This is a genomic window from Arthrobacter sp. TJ-236 (assembly GCF_058269235.1).
In genome coordinates, this window is sequence record NZ_JBZCNI010000001.1 from 754,422 (window position 1) to 775,155 (window position 20,734).

Below are 20,734 nucleotides of genomic sequence, written 5' to 3' on the forward strand. Positions count from 1 at the left end.
ACCACGGTGATGAGCTGCATACCTGTAGTTTCCTCGCGCCCTCGGAACAGTGTCAACCGGCCCCGGTCGGGTCTCACATGGTGGACACAGTGTCCAGTGAGTGGACACTAACCCAACCGGGCCGGCCGGACGTCAGCCGCAGTACGCACCCGTCGACGCCGAGTGGACGAGCTTCGCGTACTTGCCGAGGACACCCTTCGTGTACCGCGCGGGAAGGGGGGCCCAGCCCACCTTCCGCTGCTCGAGCTCGGCCTCGTCCACGAGGAGGTCGAAGCTCTTCGCCGCGATGTCGACGCGGATGCGGTCGCCGTCCTGCACGAAGGCGATGGGACCGCCGTCGACCGCCTCCGGGGCCACGTGCCCGATACACAGGCCCGTGGTGCCGCCGGAGAACCGGCCGTCGGTCAGCAGGAGGACGTCCTTGCCGAGCCCGGCACCCTTGATGGCGCCGGTGATGGCGAGCATCTCGCGCATCCCCGGTCCGCCCTTCGGGCCCTCGTAACGGATCACGACGACGTCACCTGCGTGGATGGCCCCCGCGTCGAGCGCGTCGAGCGCCCCCTGCTCGCGTTCGAAGACACGCGCCGTCCCCTCGAAGACGTCGGCGTCGAACCCGGCGCTCTTCACGACGGCGCCCTCCGGGGCGAGGGACCCGTGGAGGATCGTGATGCCGCCGGTCTTGTGCATGGGGTTGTCGAGTGCGCGCAGGATCTTGCCGTCGAGGTCCGGCGGCGCGATGTCCGCGAGGTTCTCCGCGAGGGTCTTGCCCGTGACGGTGAGGCAGTCGCCGTGCAGCAGCCCGGCGTCGAGCAGTGCCTTCATGATCACCGGGACGCCGCCCACCTTGTCGACGTCGTACATGACGTAGCGGCCGAAGGGCTTGAGGTCGCCCAGGTGCGGGATGGTGTCGCCGATGCGGCTGAAGTCGTCGAGCGTGAGCTCCACCTCGGCCTCGCGGGCGATCGCCAGGAGGTGCAGCACGGCGTTCGTCGAACCACCGAAGGCCATGGTGACTGCGATGGCGTTCTCGAAGGCCTTCTTCGTCATGATGTCGCGCGCCGTGATGCCGAGGCGCAGGAGGTTCACCACGGCCTCGCCGGACTTCTGGGCGAACGCGTCGCGGCGGCGGTCCACCGAGGGAGGGGCGGCGGACCCGGGCAGTGACATCCCGAGGGCCTCGCCGATGCACGCCATGGTGTTGGCGGTGTACATGCCGCCGCAGGCGCCCTCCCCGGGACAGACGGCACGCTCGATGCTGTCGAGGTCCTTCAGGCTCATGGTGCCGGCGGCGCAGGCACCCACCGCCTCGAAGGCGTCGATCAGGGTGACTTCCTTCTCCGTGCCGTCCTCGAGCTTGGCGAAGCCCGGCATGATGGTGCCCGCGTACAGGAACACGGAGGCGAGATCGAGGCGGGCCGCCGCCATGAGCATGCCCGGCAGGGACTTGTCGCAGCCCGCGAGGAGCACGGACCCGTCGATGCGCTCGGCCTGCATGACGGTCTCGACCGAGTCCGCGATGACCTCACGGGAGACGAGGGAGAAGTGCATGCCCTCGTGGCCCATCGAGATGCCGTCGGAGACGGAAATGGTGCCGAACTGCATGGGGAAGCCGCCGGCCGCCGTGACACCCTCCTTCGCGCCCTGCGCCAGGCGGTTGAGGGAGAGGTTGCACGGGGTGATCTCGTTCCAGGAACTCGCGACACCGACCTGCGGCTTGGCGAAGTCGTCGTCGCCCATGCCGACCGCACGCAGCATGCCGCGAGAGGGCGCTGCATGGATGCCGTCGGTGACGACCCGGCTGCGGGGCTTGATGTCCGGTGTGGTCTTCAGGGGCGCTCCAGCGGGGGTGTCGACACTCATGGCATCGAGTCTAGGCCTGCGCCGTCGGCGCGTTCCGCCATGTGACCGTCCTGTTACAGGTGACGTATCGCTCCGGTAAAGCCCGCGTTTCGGCCCGCGCGGCCCTCGTGGCGTGCGCCGCCGCTCCGGTAACGTGTGGCTCCCGCGGGGCGTCCTCGACTCGACGGCAGGCCCGGACGCGGAGGGCGTTCCCTCCGTTGCCGGCGCCCGTGCACGGCCCGTCCTGTCGGATCGCCCCGCGGCGACCGCACCGACTCCTAGCGCATCGGCCCCCCATGACCCCTGAACGTGCCGCATCATCACCACCGCTCGACGGCGGGCAGAGCCTCAAGGCAGCCCTCCGCCGCGTCTTCGACGGCCAGATCCCCAACTACGGTGACTACAACCTGGTCTACGCCGACCGCACGCCGGCCGGGTCTCCCGGACAGGCTGGTCCGGCCGTGCCGGGCAGGCCGGCCGGCACTTCGGCATCGTTCGTGGTCGGGTACCGCTGGAAGCCCGCCGAGCTCATGATCGCTCCGCTCGATCTCGCCGCGATCACCGGAGCCGGTGTACCCGTCGAGGTCAACATGACCAACCTCGCGCACGCCCTGCAGTGGCAGGAGGACGGCACCTACGAGGTGGGCACGAGTACCGGCCGCGTGTTCCGCTTCTCCGTGACACCCCACGCTGTGCTCGACATCGGCCCCGGGACGCCCCTGCGCCTCGATCAGTCCGACGACGCCGTGGACTTCGACGCGTTCATGGACGCGTTCATCGACCTGGCCTGACCTCCGGGCTGCCCCGACCGCTCCGCCGAGCCGCTGTTACCCCCAGGGTCCGCGCCGCACCAGGTTGCGCGGCTCCCTGCCCTCCCCCAGTCGCTCGACCTGCCCGCGCAGCAGCTCGAGGATGCGCGGCGGGAAGGCCCCGGTGTTCCCGCCCACGTGCGGGGTGATGATGACGCCGGGGGCGTGCCAGAGCGGGTGCCCCTCCGGCAGCGGTTCCGGATCCACCACGTCGAGCGCTGCCTTCAGGCGACCCGCCATCACCTCGCGTGTCAGGGCGTCGGTGTCCACCACCGGGCCGCGCGCCACGTTCACCACGAGCGCGCCGTCCGGCAGGGCGGCGAGGACCTCACGCCCGATGAGTCCGCGCGTCGAGTCGCTGAGCGGGGTGATCACAATCATGACGTCGTGCCGGGGTGCCAGCGCCACCAGCTCGTCGCTGCCGTGGACGTGCCCGAGGTCGTCGTCCCGCGCGGAGCTCCCCACGCGGGTGACCTCCGCCTCGAACGTGACGAGCCGGCGCCGGATCTCCTCACCGATCCCGCCCACCCCGACCAGGAGGACACGGCGGTCGGCGAGCCCCGGGTACCGCGCGCTGCGCCACAGGCCCTGACCCTGCTGCCGCACCGCGTCGTCGAGCCCGCGGAGCGAGGCGAGCGCGAGGCCCACGGCGAGCTCCGCCGTGGCGGCCGCGTGCACGCTCGCCGCGGTCGCGATCGCCACGCCGGGTGCCACCAGGTCGGCGACGCCGTCGTACCCCGTGGACTGCGTGTGCACCAGTGCGAGGTTCACCGCGGCGTCGAGCGCACCCTCGAGGTGGGCGCGGCCGGTGTACGGGAGGACGACGGCGTCCAGCTCCGCCGGATCCGCGCCCTCCGGAGCACCCTCGAAGTCCCACAGGACCACCCTGACGGCGGGTGAGACGTCGGCGAGGGCGTCGCGCAGGTCCGCGGACGGCACGCTCAGGACGCGAACCCGCTGCGGTGCGTCGGTGCGGGACTCCGGCGAGGCCTCCGGAGCGGGGGTGGCAGCGGGATTCACGGCGGGTTGCACGGCGGGACTGGTCATGGCGCCAGCCTAACCGCGCAGGGCGGTCGGGGTCCCGGGTTCCACGACTCCGGCGAGAGGTACGCCGTCCACGTGCTGCCGGCGCTTCCCGGAATCCCGGGTATCCCCGCGCTCCCCGGGTCCGGGCAGGGGTGCGGGGAGCCGTTCCGGTTTCTCCTTTGCGCCGAAGTGCTGGTAGAGTTCAATGCTGTTGCGGATGAGCCGGACCGGGAAAACCGGGACGCGAACCGCCTCGCACCTCTAGCTCAATTGGCAGAGCAATTGACTCTTAATCAATGGGTTTCGGGTTCAAGTCCCGAGGGGTGCACATCGATTCCCCGTTCTCCAGGTCTCGCCGCCTGGGGGGCGGGGTTTCGTACGTCCGGGGCCGGTGGTGAACACACCCACGCGCCCTCCCCTGCCTCTCCCCCGGCCCTTCCTCCGGCCGCCCCGGTGCTCCATAATCGCTTCCGTCAGCACACTCGCGTGGCACGGGCCACAGGACGTAGGGAGCAACTCATCATGGCCGCCACCATCAACACCTACCTCAACTTCACGGACACGGCGCGGGACGCCATGGACTTCTACCAGTCGGTGTTCGGCGGTGAGTTGCAGCGCAGCACCTTCGCCGAGTTCCAGGTCAGTGAGGACCCCGCGGAGAAGGACAAGATCATGCACTCGATGCTCACCACCCCGAGCGGGCAGGTGCTCATGGCGGCGGACACACCGAACAGCATGGGGAGCACCTCCCCCGCCGGGCATGCCCTGTCCATCAGCGGCGACGACGAGCAGGAGCTCCGCGGCTACTGGGAGGCGCTCGCCGGGAGCGGCACCGAGATCATGCCCCTCGCGGCGTCCCCGTGGGGTGACAGCTTCGGGATGTGCACGGACCGCTTCGGCGTCACGTGGATGGTGAACATCGCCGGACCGCAGCAGGACGCGGCGCCGTCGACCGCGCCGGTCGAGACATCGGGCGACGCGACGGGCGTCTGAGCGGGCAGTGCCGCCCGACCGGACGTCCGCGGACATGACGACGGCGGCGCCCCCGATGGGAGCGCCGCCGTCCGGTGCCTACTTCGAGGCTTCCTTGTTCACGTCGGTCGGGGAATCGAACTCGCGGTCGGGCAGGTTCTCCAGCGTCTCCAGGACGTCGCCGTCCGCGCCCTTGTCCTTCGCGTGCTTGACGAGGTCCTCCTTCGAGGCGGGGTAGTCCATACCGCCGAGGGCCTTCTGGATGTCGATGGGGCTCGGATCTGCCATGGTGATGCTTCTTCGTCGGTCGATCAGGTGTGGTGCTCGGGTACTGCTCACGGCGCCTCGGAAGGCGCCGTCACTGGCCCAGAATCGCGTGGGCAGCGTCTGTGTCACGGTTCACGACCGTGGTGGGCGCCTCGAGGTGCACGGCTCCGGACGGCATGATCCCCGCGCCGCCGTACCGTTCCATGACGCGCCATTGGGCGGCGACGTCCTCCCCCGCGTGCTCGGCGGGGAGCTGGTCCCAGAAGTCGAAACCCCCGCACTCCACGAGCGCGGCGCGGTCGAAAAGCACGCATCCGCCCACCCACGCCACGCGGTAGAGGTCCCAGCCGCCCGCGGGGATCCCGCGCTCCGCGGCCGCGTGCGCGAGGTTCGCCGCGTTGTGGAGGGGCCATCGGGCGAAGCCCTCGCTGCCCGGCCTGATGCGCTCGGGCCGCACCTGGTTGTCGGGCCAGAAGGCCAGCTCGGTGCGCTCGTGCGGGCGGTCGTCGTCGAGGTAGGAGAGCCCCTGCACGGCGGACCCCACGAAACCGCACTTCGCGGTGCGCAGGGCCTCGGTCATGCGGTGCAGCGTCCCCGGTTCGAGCCACACGTCGTTGTCGAGGAAGAGGACGAACGGCGCGCGGGCCAGGCCGAGGAGGAACTCCCGGTGCTCGGCGAGGCCGCGGCGGGGCAGGTGCCTCTCCAGCCGTACCTGCCTGCCCTGCGCCTCGAGCACCCGCACCATCGCCCGCACCGCCGGCTGGGTGAAGCCTGCGGCCTCACCCTCGGACTGGTCGCTGACCACCACACGGAAGGGGACGCCCTCCTGCGCGGCGAGACCGGACAGTGTGACCGCGAGCTCGGCCGGCCGATCGAAGGACGGGATGAGCACGTCGACCAGAGGCTCCTCGTCCTCGCCGTGCACCGCCCACTCCCCCGACCACCGCGGCGTCATGACGCCTCACCGGCCAGGCGTGATGATCGGATGCGCCGCACCACTGCCGCCGTGGAGCGCTCCGGCACGTAGTCGAGGATGCTGACCCGCCCCCCGCAGGCCTCGACGGCCGGCGTCTCCTCCAGCATCTGCGCGGTGTAGTCGCCGCCCTTGGCGTAGACGTCGGGGCGGAGGAGTTCGATCAGCGGCACCAGCGTGTCGGTGGAGAACACGGTGACGTAGTCCACGCAGCTGAGCGACGCGATGATCCCCACGCGGTCCGCCAGCGGATTGATGGGCCGGTCCGGGCCCTTCAGCCGGCGTACGCCGTCGTCGTCGTTCAGGGCCACCACCAGCACGTCGCCGAGCTGCTTGGCCTGGTCGAGGTAGCGCGTGTGGCCGCGGTGCAGCACGTCGAAGCACCCGTTGGTCAGCACGATCCGCTTCCCCGCGGCCCGGTGCTCCGCGACCCGCCGGACCAGGTCCTCGGTGGCGATCGCGGTGTCGGCGACCTGCTGGACATGCGCGGTGAGGTCCGCCGTCGTGCACACGGACGTCCCCGGGCGGTGCACCACGACGTCGGCGGCGGCCTGCGCGAAATCGAGGCTGGTGCCCAGCGGCAGGCCGGCGGCACGGGCCGCGGTGAGGCTCGCCACGAAGGTGTCCCCGGCACCGGAGGCCTGCTTCTCGGTGGCCGGCTTCGCCCAGGTGCGGTGATCCTCGCCGTCGCGGCCCAGCAGCACCGTGCCGTCGCGGTCGAGGGTGACGACGACGGCGCCGGCGTTGGTCGCCGCCAGCAGCTCGTCGCGGCGCGCGGAGACCGTGCGCGCACGATCGCTGCGGGGATCCAGCCGCGCATCGAGCATGCGGGCGGCCTCCTGCGCGTTGGGCGTCACGAGGTCCGGCCCCACGCCCGCCCATGCGGCGGTGTCGTGCGCGTCGACCACCACGAGCAGCGACGGGTCGAGACCGGCGGCCGCACCCAGTGCGGCGCGCACCTCGTCCCCCAGGGCCCCGGAGTCGTAGTCGCACACCACGACCGCCTCGGCGCCGTCCACGGCCGACGGAACGCGCTCGGCGAGCGCGGTGATCGCCGCCGCGGGAAGCTCCTCCGGCGTGTCGTCGATGCGCAGCATCACCTGGTCGTTGCCGAGGATGCGGTACTTCGTGGTGGTCCCCACGCCCTCGTCCTCCAGGAGGTGGGTGGTGTCCACGCCGGCGTCCTCGAGGATGGTGCGCAGGCGACGCCCGGCGTCGTCCGCGCCGATGAGACCGCACATGCGGACGCGCGCACCGAGGGCGGCCAGGTTCACGGCCGTGTTGGCAGCGCCACCGGCCGCGTAGTCACGGCGTCTGACGTCCACCACAGGAGCCGGCGCCTCCCGGCAGAAGCGTTCGATGCTGCCGCTCCACCAGCCGTCCAGCATGGCGTCGCCGATGACCGTCACGCGGGGGGCGTGGTCGGCGATCGCGGCCGGTAACCAGGCCGCGAGGCCCTGGACGCCGTCGAGCTCCGAGCCACCCGCGCCGGACCGATCGGCTTCCGGCAGGCCGGTCTCGGGCCGGTCCGCCCCCGAGACGTCCATCACGCGCCCGCCGCGGGCGGGGTGCTGATGTGGATCACCTTGACGAGCGAGAACTCGTCCAGCAGCTCCGGGCCGTAGCCGAAGCCCGCGCCGCTGATCCCGCGCGGTTGCGCCGACCCGCCGGGTGCGCCGCCGAAGACGGCGTTGATCTTGAGCGTGCCGACCTTCAGCGAGGCGATGGCCTGCTGCGCGTGCGCGATGCCCGCCGTGAGGACCGTCGCGGCGAGGCCGTAGGGTCCGGAGGCGGCGAGGCGGAGGCCCTCCTCGAAGCTCTCGACGACGGTCACCGGGGCCACGGGCCCGAACGTCTCCTCCGCCATGACGGTCATCGCATCGGTGCAGTCGGTGAGGACCGTCGCCGGGTAGTGCGCGCCGGGGCCCTCGGGCAGGTTCCCGCCCTCGAGGCACGTGGCACCGAGCCTGACGGCCTCGGCAACCTGCTCGTGCACGGCCTGCCGCATCCGGCGGTCGACGAGCGGCTGGGGCTGCGTACTCGCGTTGCGGGTCCGCGCTTCGTCGACCAGCGCGGCGAGGAAGGGCTCTGCGATGGCGCGGTGCACGTAGATGCGCTCGACCGACGTGCAGATCTGCCCGGCGTTCGCGAAGGCGCCGACAGCTGCCTGCCCAGCAGCCCAGGCCGGGTCGACGTCGGCGTCCACGACCAGCGGGTCGTTGCCCCCGTTCTCACGGATCACGTGCGCTCCGCCGAGGGCTGCCGCGCGGGCGATCCTCTCGCCGGTGACGCTCGACCCGACGTGCGCGAAGACGTCGACGTCGGTCTCCTGCGTGAGGATCTGACCGACCTCGGACCCGCCCGTCAGCGTGGTGAGGACGCCGTCGGGAAACGCCGGCTGCAGCAGCCTGCCAAGCAGTTCGCCGGTGTGGGGGCAGCGCTCGCTCGGCTTGTGGATCACGGTGTTGCCGGTGACGAGCGCTGCGCCGATGAGGCCTGCGGCCACCGCCACGGGATCGTTCCACGGTGTAAGGAGGGCTGCGACGCCGCGCGGTTCGGCGACCGTGTAGTCGGTGGCGGTCACGGCTCCGCGGAGGCTGAGCCCGCGGTGCACCGGACCGAGTTCGGCGTACTGCTCGAGCGTGGAGATGGCGGCCTCGACCCCGCCCAGGGCGTCCTGCGGCGGCTTGCCGGTCTCGCGGGTGTTCAGTTCGGCCAGCTCCTGCAGGCCGCCGCGCAGGGCAACCGCCGCCCGGCGGAGGGCGGCGCCCCTGTCGGCGGGGCTCGTCGCCGCCCACTCGGGCTGCACCGCACGCGCCAGGGAGACGGCGAGGGAGACCTGCTCACGGACGGCCGAGACCACGGTGCCCACCTCGGTGCCATCGCGCGGGTCGATGATCGTGACGGTCTGGCCGCCCTCCACCTCGAACGGCGCCCCTCCGCCCGAGGACGGTCCACCGGACGATGCGGTGCCCGGGACGGGAAGCGGCATCTGTGCGTGGGACTGGATCGACATTCTGCTCCTTGGCTTCGGGGACCGGCGGCCTCGCGGGCCGTCGGGTGCCGGACCTCCCGGAACGGCTACTGGCCCTGTACCCGAATGGCCCCGCTTCACACGGCAACCCGTGTGAATTCTGTGCTGCGCGCCGCAACGATCAGCACGCTTAGCATAGTGTGGCAGCAGGTCCTGCGGCACCCCCGGTGTCCTCCCACGTGGCATGGACAGCGAAGGCACAGCTGTGTTCGCGACGCCGATGTGACGGTGGATGTGGCAGAAGATGTGACGGTGGATCTGGCAGCGGACAGCGCAGTGGGTGTGACGGTGGATGTGCTGTGGATGCGACGGTGGATCAGGCAGCGCCCGGCGATCGGGCGGGACAAGCGGACGGACGGGATCAGGGACGTGGAGCAGAGCACGAGGACAGCGGAGATGGACGCACACGCCGGGACCGCACGGTCCGTAGGACCCGTGATGGCACCCTTCGAGGACATCCGGAGCATCGCCGTCCTGCGTGGCGGCGGTCTCGGTGACCTGATGTTCGCGCTGCCCGCCATCGCCGCGCTCGAGGCGCGCTATCCGGAAGCGGAGATCACGCTGCTCGGCATGCCCGGCCACGCCGCGCTGCTGGGGGGCAGGCCCGGGCCCGTGGATCGTGTCGTGGAGCTCCCCTTCTCCCCGGGCGTGCGCCCGGGCGAGGTGGACCCCGCAGGCGTGGAGCGCTTCTTCGAGGCCCTCGAGGGAACCTTCGACCTGGCGGTCCAGCTGCACGGCGGCGGCCGCAACTCGAACCCGTTCCTGCTGCGGCTCGGCGCCCGGCACACCATCGGGACGCGCACCGCGGACGCCGCCGAGCTGGAGCGCTCCATGCCCTACGTCTATTACCAGCACGAGGTCTTCCGCGCCCTCGAGGTGGTGGGCCTCGCGGGCGCCGTGCCGGTGGACCTGGAACCGCGGGTGGAGGTCACCGCAGCGGAGATCGCCCGGGCGAAGGAGCTGACCGGCGACGGACCCGTCGTCGCGCTGCACCCGGGCGCCACCGACCCGCGGAGGCGCTGGCCGTCGTCGTCCTTCGCGGACGTCGCGGTGCGCGCCGCGGCGGACGGGTGCGGGGTGGTGGTGGTCGGCGACGCGTCGGACGCGGCGACGGCGGAGGAGATCGTGCGGCTCGCACGCGCGACGGCGCCGGACGCGGACGTCCGCTCCTTCGCCGGCCGGCTCACCCTCGGCGAACTGACCGGGGTCCTCGATCGCAGCGCGGTCATGGTGGGCAATGACAGCGGACCGCGCCACCTCGCGCAGGCGGTCGGCACCCCGACGGTCGGCGTCTACTGGATCGGCAACGTCATCAACGCGGGAGCGATCGGCCGATCACTCCACCGCGTGCACTTCTCGTGGGTGTCCGAATGCCCGGTGTGCGGCGCGGACGTCAGGCAAGTGGGCTGGACGGCCGAACGCTGCGAGCACGATGACTCGTTCGTTGCGACCGTCCAGCCCGAGGACGTCTACGCGGACGTAACGGAACTCAGGGCCAGGAGCCTTCTTCTGCGTGGGCGATGACCATCTCGCGGATCTCGCAACTCTTGGGCTGCGAGAGGGCGAACAGGATGGCTTCCGCCACGCGCTCGGGGTCGTTCAGCCGTGAGTCGTCCTGCGGCTTGTACTGCTCGTCGCGGTCGTCGAAGAACCGGGTCTTCATGCCGCCCGGGATGATCGTCGTGACGCCGATCTGGCCGGTGGTCTCGGCGGCCAGGGCCTGCGAGAAGCCCACGACGCCGAACTTCGACGCGCAGTAGGCGGTGGCGTCACCCACGGCCTTGATGCCGAGTGTGGAGGCGATGGTGACCACGCGACCGTGCGACTGCTTCAGGTACGGCAGTGCCGCGCGGGCGGTCGACGCCGTTCCCATCAGGTTCACGCCGATCACCTTCTCCCACTGGTCCGCGGGGACGGTGTCGAGGGCGCCGCAGCGATCGATGCCGGCCGCCGTCACGACGGCGTCGAGCCCGTCCATCATCTCGGCGGCCTCGCGGACCGCCTTCTCCACGGCCTCGCGGTCGGCGACGTCCACCTCGAACGCCTTGACGCCCGTGACGCGGCTGATGTCGCGGTCGAGGACCACCGGGGTGCCCCCGGCGGCGATGACGCCCTGCACGATCGCCGCGCCGAGGCCCGAGCCTCCGCCGGTGACGAGGACGCGCCCCGGGTTGTAGGGAGTGGGTGCTGCTGTGTTCTCGCTCATGCTGTTCCTTTCGGTTCCTGACGGGCTGCGTCAGTCACGATGTCCGTCCGTGACGATGTCCGTCGGGACGGGCTCCACGCCGCGGGGTTCGGCGGGCGTGATGGTCTTGGTCGCTCAGCCGACGCGCGCGAGCGCGGCGGCGAGCTTCGTGGTGGAGCGGGCGGGGATGTAGGGGACGGTGACGGTGCGGCCGCCCCAGGTGCGCACGAGCGCCGCCTCGGGGAGGTCCTCTGCGGCGTAGTCGCCGCCCTTGACCCAGATGTCCGGCTGCAGCCGGGCGATGGCGTTCTCCGGCGTCGATTCCCCGAACACGAGCACGGCGTCCACGCATTCGAGGGCGGCGAGCAGTTCGGCGCGGTCCTCCTGCTTGATGATCGGCCGGCTCTCCCCCTTCAGCCCGCGGACGGACTCGTCCGAGTTGAGGCACACGATGAGGCAGTCGCCGAGCTGGCGTGCCGCGGCGAGGGTGCGCGCGTGACCTGCGTGCAGCAGGTCGAAGCAGCCGCCCGTGGCCACGACCGTGCCGCCCGCCTCCCGCGTCCTGCGGGCCACCTCGAGGGCGTCGAGACCGTCCACGGGAAGCCGGCGCGGTGCGTCCTCCCGGCGTCGGCTGAGTGCACCGACCCCTCCGGAGGCGAGGAACGCGGCGGCCGCCTCGACTGCCTGCTGCGCGGCGGCGTCGATGGCCGCACCACCCGCGAGGGCCACCGCGAGTGCGGAGGCGAAGCGATCGCCGGCCCCGCAGGGATCCGTCGAGGTGACGCGGGGTGCCGGTACCACCTGCGGCAGGAGCCCGGCCGCACCTACGAGCGCACCGTGCTCGCCCATCGTGACGATCACCGCGCGGCTCCGCCAGGTCTCCAGCAGGGCGTCGGCGGCCTCGGCCGCCGCCTGGGTCCCGGATCCGGGCACCCCCGCGAAGCGCAGTGCCTCGCCGAGGTTCGGCGTCACCGCGGCGACGTCGGGGACCGGTGTGGCTCCCGCCGGGTGCGGGTCCCAGACCACGGGGACGGAGCGTGTGAGTTCGGTGAGACGCGCACGGATGCGCTCGTTCGCGAGCAGGCCCCTGCCGTAGTCGGCAGCGATGATGGCGTCCGTGCCGTCGAGTGCGGCCAGCATCGCGTCGTCGCACGCGGGGACCGGCGGGACGGCGCACCCCTCGTCGAAGCGGACCACCGGCTGGCCGGAGGCACGCACCCTCGTCTTGACGGGCGTCGGAGCACCGGACGGGCCGGCCACGACCGTCACGCCGTCGAGCTCCGAGCGCAGCAGTCCCGCGGCGTCGTCGTCACCGAGGACCGTGACCAGCACGGTCTCGTGGCCGTCCGCCTGCAGCATGCGTGCCACGAGGCCTGCACCCCCGGCACGGCGCTCCACGGCGTCGACGTCCACCACGGGGACGGGCGCGTCCGGGGAGAGGCGGCCGGCGCCGCCGGAGAGGTCGGTGTCCAGCAGGACGTCCCCGATCACCACGATCCTCATCGCTGCTCCTCCTGACGGCGGCGCCGCACTTCCGCGTCGAAGGCCCGGCAGATCGCGTGGAGCGCAATCAGGTGGCCCTCCTGCGCGTTGGCGGACGCGGCGTCCACCGCCACGTAGTCGTCCACCCGCTCGGTCAGCGGGTTCGGGCCCACACCCGTGAGGGCCCAGGTGGTGACGCCGGCGGCGCGGGCGGCGTCGACGGCGTGCAGGAGGTTGGGGCTCCGGCCACTGGTGCTCAGCAGCACCAGGAGGTCCCCGGGCCGGCCGTGCGCCGTCACCTGGCGTGCGTACAGGTGCTCGAAACCGTAGTCGTTCCCGATCGCGGTCACCGCCGAACTCTCGGCGTGCAGGGAGATCGCGGAGAACGGCTCGCGCTCGCCGTCGAACCGGCCCACGAGCTCGGCCGTCAGGTGCTGCGCCTCCGCCGCGGACCCGCCGTTGCCAGCCGCGAGGAGCCGGTGTCCGGCGAGGAGCCGGTCGGCGAGCTCGACGCCCCAGCCCGCGAGGGTCCCGGCGTTGCGCGCCAGGGACTCGACGGCGGGTGTCACCGCGCGGAGGTGATCCATCACGAGGCGTCGCGACGCCGCCTGGACGTCGTCCCCCCGCGGATCGGTCCGCGTCAGGGAATGCGGGGCCGTAGCCGTCGCGGCAGGAGCGGCGGGGGCGGCCGCGGTGTCCGCGGCCGGTCCGGCGCTCCCCGTCGCGGTGCGGATGCCCGTCTGGACATCGGAAAGATGCGTGGTCACAGTGCCCTGCCTCCCGTGCTTTCGAGTCGACGCGCGGAACTCCGCCGCGCTGTGGTGGGTGCGGTGGTCGCTGCTGCGCCCAGCGCTGTCGTGTAGGCCTTCTCGGTGTCGGCGGCGATCCGGCTCCAGGAGTACCGCGCCTTGACGCGGCGGTACCCGTTGTCGCCGAGCTCCCGGGCCCACTCGGGGTCGAGGAGCATCTCCGCGACGGCCGCCGCGATCGCCGGAGGGTCCTGCGGCGGGACGTGCAGTCCCGTGGTGCCGTCGACCACGGTGTCCACGAGCCCTCCCACGGCCGCCGCGACGACCGGCACGCCGCAGGCCATGGCCTCGAGGGGCACGATCCCGAACGGTTCGTACCAGGGCGCGCACACCACGGCGTTCGCACTGCGGAGGACGGCGGGCATCTCGGCCCGGGACACCTGGCCCCGGAGGACCACGCGGTCCGCGATCCCGAGGTCCACGGCGAGCGCGAGGAGGCGCTGCGCCTCCGGGTCCTCGTCGAGCGTCGCCGATCCTCCCGCGCCGCCCACGATCACGAGTTCGACGTCGTCCTGGCCGAGCGTCGCGAGTTCGCGCAGCGCGCGGATCACGAGGTCCATGCCCTTGCGGGGCACCAACCGCCCCACGCTGACGATGCGGTGCGCGCGGCCGCGTTCCTCAACGGGTCCGTTCGGGGAGAACAACCCGAGATCCACGCCGCAGGGGGCTATGGAGACACGGCTGCCGGGCACACCCATTGCCTTGAGTTCGAACACCTCGTCGGAGCACGTCGCGACAATGCGGTCGGCGCTGCGGCCCACCATGGCCTCGAGCATGAGCCGCTCGGAGGGGCTCGTGTCCTCGGCGCCCTGGTGGCGCCGCTTGACCGTTCCGAGCGCGTGGAACGTCTGCACCACCTGGACCGGCCTGCCGGCCGCGCGCGACCGGCCCGCGGCGTCGAGAGCTGCGAGCCCCGACATCCAGAAGTGGCCATGGACGATGTCCGGCGGCTCCACGTCCCAGTCGGCCATGATGCCCTCGGCCAGCTCGCCCATGTAGGGCAGCAGCATGTCCTTCGGGACGCTGCGCGCCGGGCCCGCGGTCACGTGCACCACCTCGAGGCGCGGGTGGGTGCGAACCCGTTCGGGCAGGGCCGGGTCGTCGCGCCGCGTGTACACGGTGACGTCGTGGCCCCGATGGGCCAGTGCGAGGGAGAGCTCGGCCACGTGCACGTTCTGCCCGCCGGCATCGACTCCCCCGAGGGCAGCGAGCGGACTCGCGTGCTCGGACACCATGGAGATCCTCATAGCGCCTTCCTTTCCTTGACCGCGGTGACCACTGTGCCCCCGGACCGTACCGATTCCGTCACATCCGCCAGTACGCCGTCCCAGTCCGTGAGGAACCGGGCGAGGCCGTACCGTTCGAGCGCCGCTTCACGCGCCACCAGCCCGCGCGCCCGCGCCTCGTCCGGATCGTCGATGAGCCGCGCCGCCATGCGCACGAGGTCCTCGACGTCGGTCGAGACGGCTCCGGCACCCGGGGGGACGGCCCGCGCCGCCTCGGTGGTCGCGAGCGCCAGCACGGGCAGTCCCACGTGCATCGCCTCGAGCAGCGAGAGCCCCAGCGACGTCCAGCGCATCGGGTGGACGTACGCCCGCGACCGGCCGAGCCGCGCGTGCAGCTCGGCGGTCCGGAGGTCACCGCCGATGCGCAGTTCTGCCGGACCGAGGTCGAGGCTGTCGGCGAGCAGATCCGTCCCCATGCCGAACACTTCGAGCGGCGCGATCCCGGCGAAGCGCGGCAACAGGTCCGTCCCCGTGATGCGTCCGCGCCGCACCGGCTCGTTGATCACGGCGGCGAGCTGCGCGAGGTCGCCGGTGTACAGATAGCCCGGATCGGCGATCCCGTGCTCGATCACGCGCGTCCGTGCAGACCCGTTGTCCCAGAACAGCTCGTTGAAGTGGGTCACGTGGACGATCGGGATGTCCGTGCGGTCGGCCAGGGGATGCACCGTCCCCACGATGTCCTTCCGCGGCGTGTTGTGCTCGAGGAACACCGCGGGCAGGTCCCGCCCCGGCGTCCGGCCGAGCAGCCGCTCGCACTCGGCGATCTCCTCCACCCGCTGCAGGACGACGACGTCGATGTCGGCATTTGCCAGCTCGTGCGGGGCCAGTTCGACGACGGACGCGGGCCAGTCCCGCCCGGCCCGGCCGAGCCCCCAGGCTCCGCCCTCGGGCGTGGTGGGCAGCACGTAGGTGTGGGAGCCCCGCACGAAGGCGTCGGTCCACCCTCCGTGCACGTGCCATAGCAGGATCCTCATCGGTTTCCCCTCGTGGTTCTGCGGCCGTCGGAACGGCGGATGGAGCGGCGTGAGCCGAGTGACGATATTCCGGAACTGAGGCGCAGGGCGGCGTCGACGACGTCCTCCGGGGAGACGGTCGAGAGGCACGGGTGGCCCTGCACGGGGCAGATGCGCGCGCGGCTGAGCGCGCAGGCCGCGTCCTGGTCGCCGAGGAGCTCGACCGGTACCCGGTACGGCGCCCAGCGCACGGCGGGCACCACCGGGGAGAACAGGCAGACGACGGGCGTCCCGACGGCGGCGGCGAGGTGGGCCGGCCCGGTGTTGCCCGTGATCACCACGGTGGCGCCCGCCAGCACGGAGCCCAGGGTGGGCAGGTCCGTCCTCCCGCCGAGATCGAGGGCCTCGGGCCCGGCGACCGTCGCGGTGAGGTCCTTCTCGTCCGGTCCGCCCGTGACGACGACGCGGAAGCCCGCCGCGGTCAGGAGTCCGACGGCGGCCGCGTGGTGCAGCGGCGGCCAGGCCCGGGCAGGGACGGACGCACCGGGATGCACCACCACGTACGGGCCGTCGCCCACCAACCCGACGGCGTCCACCAGGTTGGCGACCCGCAGGCGGCCGTCGTCGTCGGACGGCAGTGCGTACCCCGCCGCCTCAGCGATCCCGAGCGCCCGCTCCGCCTCGGGCTGGTCCTCGGGGAAGTCCTCGCCGGGCTTCAGCCGGACGTCCAGGAGCGAGCCCGCGTAGTCCACGGACGCTCCGGCGATCCGCTGAACGCCCGCCAGGCGCAGCAGCAGCGCGAGCGGCAGGGGTGACTGGTGGAAGGAGGTCAGGATCACGGCCTCGTCGACGTCGAGGTCGAGCACGGCATCGTGCAGTTCGGCCATCAGCTCGGCCGTCGGCTCGGGTGCCGGGTCCACGATCCAGGGAGCGCGCCACGTGATCACATCGACGACGCCGGGCAGCAGGCGCGCCGCGGCGGCGCCCTGCGGCCCGCAGAGCATGACGACGTCGTTGGGTGAATCCCCGTGGTCACCTGCGGCGATCGCGCGGACGGCCGGCCCGGCCAGCAGCACGTCGCCGGCGCTGTCGAGGCGGGCGACGAGGACGCGGCGCCTCACGGGGTGCCGGCCCAGAGCAGCCCGACGGCCTCGGCGAGATCGCGGGCCACGGCCGGAGCATCGTCGATCTCCTCGTCGAGGGTCACGTCGGTGGGCACGAGGACCCCCCGCGCGCCGGCCGCGGCGGCGGCTCCCATGTCCGCCCCGATGTCGCCGATGACGACGACCTCCGCCGGGTCGAGACCCAGTCGCGAGCACGCGGAGAGGACCATGCCGGGGCCGGGCTTCCGGCAGGAGCAGCCGTCGTCGTTCCCGTGCGGACACACCTCCCACACGTCGAACGGGCCGAGGAGTTCCTCGACGCGCGCGTTGACGGCGTCCACCTGCTCCCGCGTCACGTACCCGCGGGCGATGCCGGACTGGTTGGTGACCACGCCGACGGGCACGCCGCGCGAGCGGAGCCCGTCCAGGACGTCGAGGGCGCCGCGCATGGGCTGCACGAGCGCCGGGTCACCGTTGTAGGGGACGTCAACCACGAGAGTGCCGTCGCGGTCGAACAGGACCGCCCGCGGGGCAGCGTGCGTCGGTCCGACCAAGTTATCCATACAGGCTTAGTTCCCGAGAAGCATCAGGACTAAACACTTCTCCTCGAACTTCTTCTCCCGGACCCCGTGGCCGCCCGGCCCGTACGGATCCTCTGGCAGGATGAAACGCATGACTTCCGAGGGCACCGGCGCCGTGAACGCCCCCCAGATCACCCGGACCGTGGCCCCCGCCACCACACCACCCCCTGACGGACGGCCCGAGATCCTCGCGCTCCGCGCCCTCAAACTCGGCGACCTGCTCGTCGCAGTGCCTGCGCTCAAGGGGCTGCGCAGGGCCTTCCCGGAGCACCGCATCCTCTACGCGGCCCAGGAATGGTTGCGGCCGATCGTCGCCCTCACGGGCGCCATCGACGACCTCCTTCCGACGCACGGACTGGACGATCCCCTGCCCATCGAGCACGGGCGCATCGACCTCGCGGTGAACCTCCACGGGAGCGGCGGCGAGAGCCGGGGCCGCCTGCAGGAGATCGGCGCGCGACGCCGGATGGGTCACCGCTCCCCCGGCTGGGACGGACCCGAGTGGCGCGACGGCATTCTCGAACGCGAACGCTGGGCATCCCTCGTGAGCTGGCACGGCGTGCCCGCGGACCCGCTCGACGTCGGCCTTCTGCGGCCCGACGCCGGCAGCCCCGCACCGGGCGCCGTGGTGGTGCACGTGGGCGCGGCTTACGGCAGCCGGCTCTGGCCCGTCGAGCGGTTCGCGGCGGTGGCACGGACGCTGGCGGCGGCCGGGCACCAGGTGCTGTTCACCGGCAGCGCGAAGGAGCGGCCGCGGGCCCTCGCCGTCGCGGATGCCGCCGGGCTGGGCACGAGCACCGTGGCGGCGGGCGAACTGCCGCTCGACGTGTTCGCTGGGCTGATCTCCGAGGCGTCGCTCGTCGTCTCCGCGGACACGGGAGCCGCGCATCTCGCCTCGGCCTACGCCCGACCTTCCGTGGTGCTGTTCGGACCGGCTCCGCCGTCGGAGTGGGGCCCGCCCCCCGGACCGCACACCGTGCTGACGGACGGGTCCGTGCGGGTGGGCGACACATTCTCGGCCACCCCCGACCCCGCGATCATGGCGGTGACGGTGGAGCAGGTGCTCGAGGCCGCGGTGGCTCACGGGATCGCCTAGCCCCGCCACCGCGGAGCCTGGAATCGGCGCCTCGGAGGTGACGCTCAAGCCTCAGGTACAGGCCTCGAGGACAGGCCTCAGGCGAAACGCGAGCGTGGCGCGGCCGAGTCCTGGGAGGCCGGAGCGCCGAGCAGTCTCTTCTGCAGCTTCACCAGGATGCGGGCGAGCGACCTCGAGACCTGCATCTGGGACATCCCGAGCTCGTCACCGATACCCTGCTGCGTCTGCTCCATGAAGTACCGGCGGTACAGCAGTTCCTTCTCGGAGGGCTCGAGTTCGTTGACGGCGCCCCTGAGGGAGATCAGGTCATCACTGCGGTCCGTGCCGGAACCGTCGGCAGCCAGGGTGTCGGCCCAGCTGCGTCCCTCGAAAGGGGCGTCCAGGGAGTCCGGCCGGAGGCTCGTCTGGGACGCCTGCGCCTCGAGCACCTTGTGCTCGGGCCACCCGAGCTCCTCGCCCAGCTCCCGGGCGGTCGCCTCCCTGCCCAGCCGCTGGGCCATGACCGGTCCGGTGCGCGCGATCTCAGTGCGGAGATCCTGCACCTCGCGAGGGGGCCGGACCACCCAGCAGGAATCCCGCAGGTATTTCTTGATCTCGCCCGAGATGGTGGGCACGGCGAACGCGGTGAACGGGACGCCCCTCGCCGGGTTGTACCTCTTCACGGCCTTGATCAGGCCGAGGTACGCCACCTGGCGGATGTCAGAGGCCTCAGGGCCCATGGTGCCGAAGGAGCGGGCCACGGACTCCGCCACATCGAGGTGACGAAGCGCGATGTCATCCTGGAGTGCGGCCTTCAGCGGCCCCTCCGTGTACGGCGTGAGGACCTCGTGCTGCTCGAGCTGCCCGTCGTCGGCGCCCTTCGCCGGGTCTCCCGTGTCGGTGCGCTCGCCGTCGACGAGGTCCTGGGGAGCGGCCTGGGGTGCGGGCGTACTCGGCATGCTGTGTTCTCCGTCCGGCGTGGGGGCACTGGTGCTTCCCAAACACAACATCAGCCTGCTTAGTACGCAAGCGATATCTGGAGAACGGGGTGCTTCGCCGAGGGCCTTCCGCTTCGCGGCGAAGCAGTGTATGGGCTGGAGGAACGGGCCTCAGCCCGGGATCGGGGCAGCGGGGCCGGACGGGCTCGGGTCACCGAGCGCCGAGCCGGCATCGAGGGCGGCGGCGGTCTGCGGCACGTTCCAGCGAGGGGCGCCGAGCTCCCGGATGACGGTCTGCAGGTGGCTGCGGAGCTCGTCCGAGACCAGCCCGCCGCCCGCCACGAGCGTGCGCTCGATGTTGTCGGCAGCCTCGAGCACCGTGCGGCCCGCAGGCGAGATCGAGACCAGATGTGAACGCCGGTCGAGGTCGTTCCGCACGCGCGTCACGTGGCCGCGGGTCTCCAGGCGCGACAGGGTCTTGCCCATCGTCTGGGCCTGCACACGGACGATCTGCGCGAGCCCCGCCTGTGTCATGGCACCCTGGTCGGCGAGGACGCCGAGGGCGATCACGCCGGCATGCGTCACACCGATCTCGACCAGCCGCTCGTTCCAGGCGTGCTCGACGAGCCGCGCCGCTGTCGTCAGCAGGCGACCGGTGGGCCATTGCTCCAGATCGGGCATGTGTCTGCGCACTTCCTCTCGCTCGGTGACCGGCGCTCGTCGTCGGCTGTGACTTCCCACTTATGATAGCTAGGCCTGTCCGTCAAACGTTCCTCCGCGCACGCCCGGGCCTTGACAGGAGGCACCTCACACGTAAGCGGCCCGCATCACGAACCAGGAGTATTGATGTCGCAACGACTCGTCATCGGCGAAAGTGCCCCCGATTTCACACTGCAGGACTCGGACGGGCGGCCCGTCACGCTGTCAGCCCTGCGAGGGTCGAGTGTGGTGGTGTACTTCTACCCGGCCGCGGCGACCCCCGGGTGCACCACGGAGGCCTGTGATTTCCGCGACAGCCTCGCCTCCCTCAAGGCAGCCGGCTACACCGTCCTCGGGATCTCACCCGATCCGGTGGCGAAACTCGCTCCGTTCGCCGAGAAGGAAGCCCTGAACTTCCCCCTCCTCTCGGACGAGGACCACGCGGTCGCCGATGCCTACGGCGCCTGGGGCGAGAAGAAGAACTACGGGAAGACGTACGAGGGCCTCATCCGCTCGACGGTCGTCGTGGACCCCGAGGGCAACGTCGCTCTCGCCCAGTACAACGTGCGAGCCACGGGCCACGTCGCCAAGCTGCGCCGTGACCTCGGCATAGACGCCTGAATCACCACCAGGAGCAACGCCCGGACCGGCTCCGGACGGCTGTCCGAGAGTCGGCCGGGCGGTAGGAGTTCCCCTCCCGGCC

Annotated in this window: 20 protein-coding genes and 1 tRNA gene; 6 read left to right on the forward strand and 15 right to left on the reverse strand. The window is 72.0% G+C overall.

Annotation, left to right across the window (positions count from 1 at the left end):
• Positions 1-132: 132 nt before the first annotated feature.
• Positions 133-1,860, reverse strand: coding sequence for a dihydroxy-acid dehydratase (gene ilvD / locus AC4D16_RS03515; RefSeq protein WP_490953969.1), 1,728 nt, complete (start codon positions 1,858-1,860; stop codon positions 133-135).
• 275 nt (positions 1,861-2,135) lie between these two features.
• On the opposite strand from ilvD, the gene AC4D16_RS03520 reads away from it, so the two are divergent.
• Positions 2,136-2,630 (forward strand): hypothetical protein, encoded by a 495-nt coding sequence (locus tag AC4D16_RS03520; protein WP_490948921.1) that lies wholly within the window; start codon positions 2,136-2,138, stop codon positions 2,628-2,630.
• Between the two features lie 36 nt (positions 2,631-2,666).
• On the opposite strand, the gene AC4D16_RS03525 is transcribed toward AC4D16_RS03520, so the two are convergent.
• The gene (locus AC4D16_RS03525; RefSeq protein ID WP_490953970.1) at positions 2,667-3,695 is read right to left on the reverse strand and encodes a 2-hydroxyacid dehydrogenase; all 1,029 of its coding nucleotides are present in this window, start codon (positions 3,693-3,695) and stop codon (positions 2,667-2,669) included.
• A 234-nt stretch (positions 3,696-3,929) separates the two neighbouring features.
• Here AC4D16_RS03525 and AC4D16_RS03530 point away from each other — a divergent pair.
• Together AC4D16_RS03530 and AC4D16_RS03535 are read left to right on the forward strand one after the other, a co-directional pair.
• Positions 3,930-4,002: transfer RNA gene (locus AC4D16_RS03530), tRNA-Lys, on the forward strand.
• A 194-nt stretch (positions 4,003-4,196) separates the two neighbouring features.
• Positions 4,197-4,667, forward strand: a complete 471-nt coding sequence (locus AC4D16_RS03535) for a VOC family protein (RefSeq protein ID WP_490948919.1) — start codon at positions 4,197-4,199, stop codon at positions 4,665-4,667.
• Between the two features lie 78 nt (positions 4,668-4,745).
• On the opposite strand, the gene AC4D16_RS03540 is transcribed toward AC4D16_RS03535, so the two are convergent.
• The 4 genes from AC4D16_RS03540 to AC4D16_RS03555 all read right to left on the reverse strand — a co-directional run bounded on the left by AC4D16_RS03540 (position 4,746) and on the right by AC4D16_RS03555 (position 8,902).
• Positions 4,746-4,934: a DUF2795 domain-containing protein gene (locus tag AC4D16_RS03540; RefSeq protein WP_490948918.1), complete on the reverse strand. Its 189-nt coding sequence runs from the start codon at positions 4,932-4,934 to the stop codon at positions 4,746-4,748.
• A 70-nt stretch (positions 4,935-5,004) separates the two neighbouring features.
• The gene (locus AC4D16_RS03545; RefSeq protein WP_490953971.1) at positions 5,005-5,868 is read right to left on the reverse strand and encodes a glycosyltransferase; all 864 of its coding nucleotides are present in this window, start codon (positions 5,866-5,868) and stop codon (positions 5,005-5,007) included.
• A complete protein-coding gene (locus tag AC4D16_RS03550; protein ID WP_490953972.1) occupies positions 5,865-7,433 on the reverse strand; it encodes a PfkB family carbohydrate kinase in 1,569 nt (522 codons plus the stop codon). The genes AC4D16_RS03545 and AC4D16_RS03550 overlap by 4 nt, the downstream gene beginning before the upstream one ends.
• The gene (locus AC4D16_RS03555) at positions 7,433-8,902 is read right to left on the reverse strand and encodes an aldehyde dehydrogenase family protein (RefSeq protein ID WP_490953973.1); all 1,470 of its coding nucleotides are present in this window, start codon (positions 8,900-8,902) and stop codon (positions 7,433-7,435) included. Before AC4D16_RS03555 ends, AC4D16_RS03550 begins: the two co-directional genes overlap by 1 nt.
• A 456-nt stretch (positions 8,903-9,358) precedes the next feature.
• Between AC4D16_RS03555 and AC4D16_RS03560 the strand changes: the two genes are divergently transcribed.
• Positions 9,359-10,444 (forward strand): glycosyltransferase family 9 protein, encoded by a 1,086-nt coding sequence (locus AC4D16_RS03560; RefSeq protein WP_490953974.1) that lies wholly within the window; start codon positions 9,359-9,361, stop codon positions 10,442-10,444.
• Here the strand turns inward: AC4D16_RS03560 and AC4D16_RS03565 are convergent.
• From AC4D16_RS03565 to AC4D16_RS03595, 7 genes are all read right to left on the reverse strand, one after another.
• Positions 10,410-11,126 carry an SDR family oxidoreductase gene (locus tag AC4D16_RS03565; RefSeq protein ID WP_490953975.1) on the reverse strand — a complete coding sequence of 239 codons (717 nt, stop codon included), beginning with the start codon at positions 11,124-11,126 and terminating at the stop codon, positions 10,410-10,412. The two genes, AC4D16_RS03560 and AC4D16_RS03565, sit on opposite strands and share 35 nt — an antisense overlap.
• A gap of 114 nt (positions 11,127-11,240) precedes the next feature.
• Entirely contained in the window at positions 11,241-12,608 is a 1,368-nt protein-coding gene (locus AC4D16_RS03570; protein WP_490948912.1) for a PfkB family carbohydrate kinase, read from the reverse strand.
• A complete protein-coding gene (locus tag AC4D16_RS03575) occupies positions 12,605-13,174 on the reverse strand; it encodes a D-sedoheptulose-7-phosphate isomerase (protein ID WP_490949488.1) in 570 nt (189 codons plus the stop codon). Before AC4D16_RS03575 ends, AC4D16_RS03570 begins: the two co-directional genes overlap by 4 nt.
• Before the next feature lie 176 nt (positions 13,175-13,350).
• Positions 13,351-14,643 (reverse strand): glycosyltransferase, encoded by a 1,293-nt coding sequence (locus AC4D16_RS03580; RefSeq protein WP_490948911.1) that lies wholly within the window; start codon positions 14,641-14,643, stop codon positions 13,351-13,353.
• Positions 14,640-15,656: a glycosyltransferase gene (locus AC4D16_RS03585; protein WP_490953976.1), complete on the reverse strand. Its 1,017-nt coding sequence runs from the start codon at positions 15,654-15,656 to the stop codon at positions 14,640-14,642. Before AC4D16_RS03585 ends, AC4D16_RS03580 begins: the two co-directional genes overlap by 4 nt.
• On the reverse strand, positions 15,653-16,756 hold the full coding sequence (locus AC4D16_RS03590) for a glycosyltransferase family 9 protein (RefSeq protein WP_490948909.1): 1,104 nt from the start codon (positions 16,754-16,756) through the stop codon (positions 15,653-15,655). Before AC4D16_RS03590 ends, AC4D16_RS03585 begins: the two co-directional genes overlap by 4 nt.
• Complete coding sequence (locus tag AC4D16_RS03595) at positions 16,753-17,301, reverse strand: D-glycero-alpha-D-manno-heptose-1,7-bisphosphate 7-phosphatase (protein ID WP_490953977.1); 549 nt, start codon at positions 17,299-17,301, stop codon at positions 16,753-16,755. The genes AC4D16_RS03590 and AC4D16_RS03595 overlap by 4 nt, the downstream gene beginning before the upstream one ends.
• Positions 17,302-17,410: 109 nt before the next feature.
• Here AC4D16_RS03595 and AC4D16_RS03600 point away from each other — a divergent pair, with 109 nt between their 5' ends.
• Complete coding sequence (locus tag AC4D16_RS03600; RefSeq protein ID WP_490948907.1) at positions 17,411-18,415, forward strand: glycosyltransferase family 9 protein; 1,005 nt, start codon at positions 17,411-17,413, stop codon at positions 18,413-18,415.
• A 77-nt stretch (positions 18,416-18,492) separates the two neighbouring features.
• On the opposite strand, the gene AC4D16_RS03605 is transcribed toward AC4D16_RS03600, so the two are convergent.
• Both AC4D16_RS03605 and AC4D16_RS03610 read right to left on the reverse strand, forming a co-directional pair.
• Positions 18,493-19,353 carry a sigma-70 family RNA polymerase sigma factor gene (locus tag AC4D16_RS03605; RefSeq protein WP_490953978.1) on the reverse strand — a complete coding sequence of 287 codons (861 nt, stop codon included), beginning with the start codon at positions 19,351-19,353 and terminating at the stop codon, positions 18,493-18,495.
• Positions 19,354-19,503: 150 nt separating this feature from the next.
• The gene (locus AC4D16_RS03610; RefSeq protein WP_490953979.1) at positions 19,504-20,013 is read right to left on the reverse strand and encodes a MarR family winged helix-turn-helix transcriptional regulator; all 510 of its coding nucleotides are present in this window, start codon (positions 20,011-20,013) and stop codon (positions 19,504-19,506) included.
• Between the two features lie 165 nt (positions 20,014-20,178).
• Between AC4D16_RS03610 and bcp the strand changes: the two genes are divergently transcribed.
• Positions 20,179-20,652: a thioredoxin-dependent thiol peroxidase gene (bcp, locus tag AC4D16_RS03615; RefSeq protein WP_490948904.1), complete on the forward strand. Its 474-nt coding sequence runs from the start codon at positions 20,179-20,181 to the stop codon at positions 20,650-20,652.
• Positions 20,653-20,734 lie beyond the last annotated feature (82 nt).

What these genes read in the sequence shown, in the direction of transcription:
- AC4D16_RS03570 (WP_490948912.1), bottom strand. Translation starts at nt 12,608, where the DNA reads ATGAGGATCGTGGTGATCGGGGACGTCCTGCTGGACACCGACCTCTCC.
- AC4D16_RS03525 (WP_490953970.1), bottom strand. Translation starts at nt 3,695, where the DNA reads ATGACCAGTCCCGCCGTGCAACCCGCCGTGAATCCCGCTGCCACCCCC.
- AC4D16_RS03550 (WP_490953972.1), bottom strand. Translation starts at nt 7,433, where the DNA reads ATGGACGTCTCGGGGGCGGACCGGCCCGAGACCGGCCTGCCGGAAGCC.
- AC4D16_RS03520 (WP_490948921.1), top strand. Translation starts at nt 2,136, where the DNA reads ATGACCCCTGAACGTGCCGCATCATCACCACCGCTCGACGGCGGGCAG.
- AC4D16_RS03585 (WP_490953976.1), bottom strand. Translation starts at nt 15,656, where the DNA reads ATGAGGATCCTGCTATGGCACGTGCACGGAGGGTGGACCGACGCCTTC.
- AC4D16_RS03575 (WP_490949488.1), bottom strand. Translation starts at nt 13,174, where the DNA reads ATGGATCACCTCCGCGCGGTGACACCCGCCGTCGAGTCCCTGGCGCGC.
- AC4D16_RS03610 (WP_490953979.1), bottom strand. Translation starts at nt 20,013, where the DNA reads ATGCCCGATCTGGAGCAATGGCCCACCGGTCGCCTGCTGACGACAGCG.
- bcp (WP_490948904.1), top strand. Translation starts at nt 20,179, where the DNA reads ATGTCGCAACGACTCGTCATCGGCGAAAGTGCCCCCGATTTCACACTG.
- AC4D16_RS03560 (WP_490953974.1), top strand. Translation starts at nt 9,359, where the DNA reads ATGGCACCCTTCGAGGACATCCGGAGCATCGCCGTCCTGCGTGGCGGC.
- AC4D16_RS03535 (WP_490948919.1), top strand. Translation starts at nt 4,197, where the DNA reads ATGGCCGCCACCATCAACACCTACCTCAACTTCACGGACACGGCGCGG.
- AC4D16_RS03545 (WP_490953971.1), bottom strand. Translation starts at nt 5,868, where the DNA reads ATGACGCCGCGGTGGTCGGGGGAGTGGGCGGTGCACGGCGAGGACGAG.
- AC4D16_RS03605 (WP_490953978.1), bottom strand. Translation starts at nt 19,353, where the DNA reads ATGCCGAGTACGCCCGCACCCCAGGCCGCTCCCCAGGACCTCGTCGAC.
- AC4D16_RS03540 (WP_490948918.1), bottom strand. Translation starts at nt 4,934, where the DNA reads ATGGCAGATCCGAGCCCCATCGACATCCAGAAGGCCCTCGGCGGTATG.
- AC4D16_RS03580 (WP_490948911.1), bottom strand. Translation starts at nt 14,643, where the DNA reads ATGAGGATCTCCATGGTGTCCGAGCACGCGAGTCCGCTCGCTGCCCTC.
- AC4D16_RS03565 (WP_490953975.1), bottom strand. Translation starts at nt 11,126, where the DNA reads ATGAGCGAGAACACAGCAGCACCCACTCCCTACAACCCGGGGCGCGTC.
- AC4D16_RS03555 (WP_490953973.1), bottom strand. Translation starts at nt 8,902, where the DNA reads ATGTCGATCCAGTCCCACGCACAGATGCCGCTTCCCGTCCCGGGCACC.
- AC4D16_RS03595 (WP_490953977.1), bottom strand. Translation starts at nt 17,301, where the DNA reads ATGGATAACTTGGTCGGACCGACGCACGCTGCCCCGCGGGCGGTCCTG.
- AC4D16_RS03600 (WP_490948907.1), top strand. Translation starts at nt 17,411, where the DNA reads ATGACTTCCGAGGGCACCGGCGCCGTGAACGCCCCCCAGATCACCCGG.
- ilvD (WP_490953969.1), bottom strand. Translation starts at nt 1,860, where the DNA reads ATGAGTGTCGACACCCCCGCTGGAGCGCCCCTGAAGACCACACCGGAC.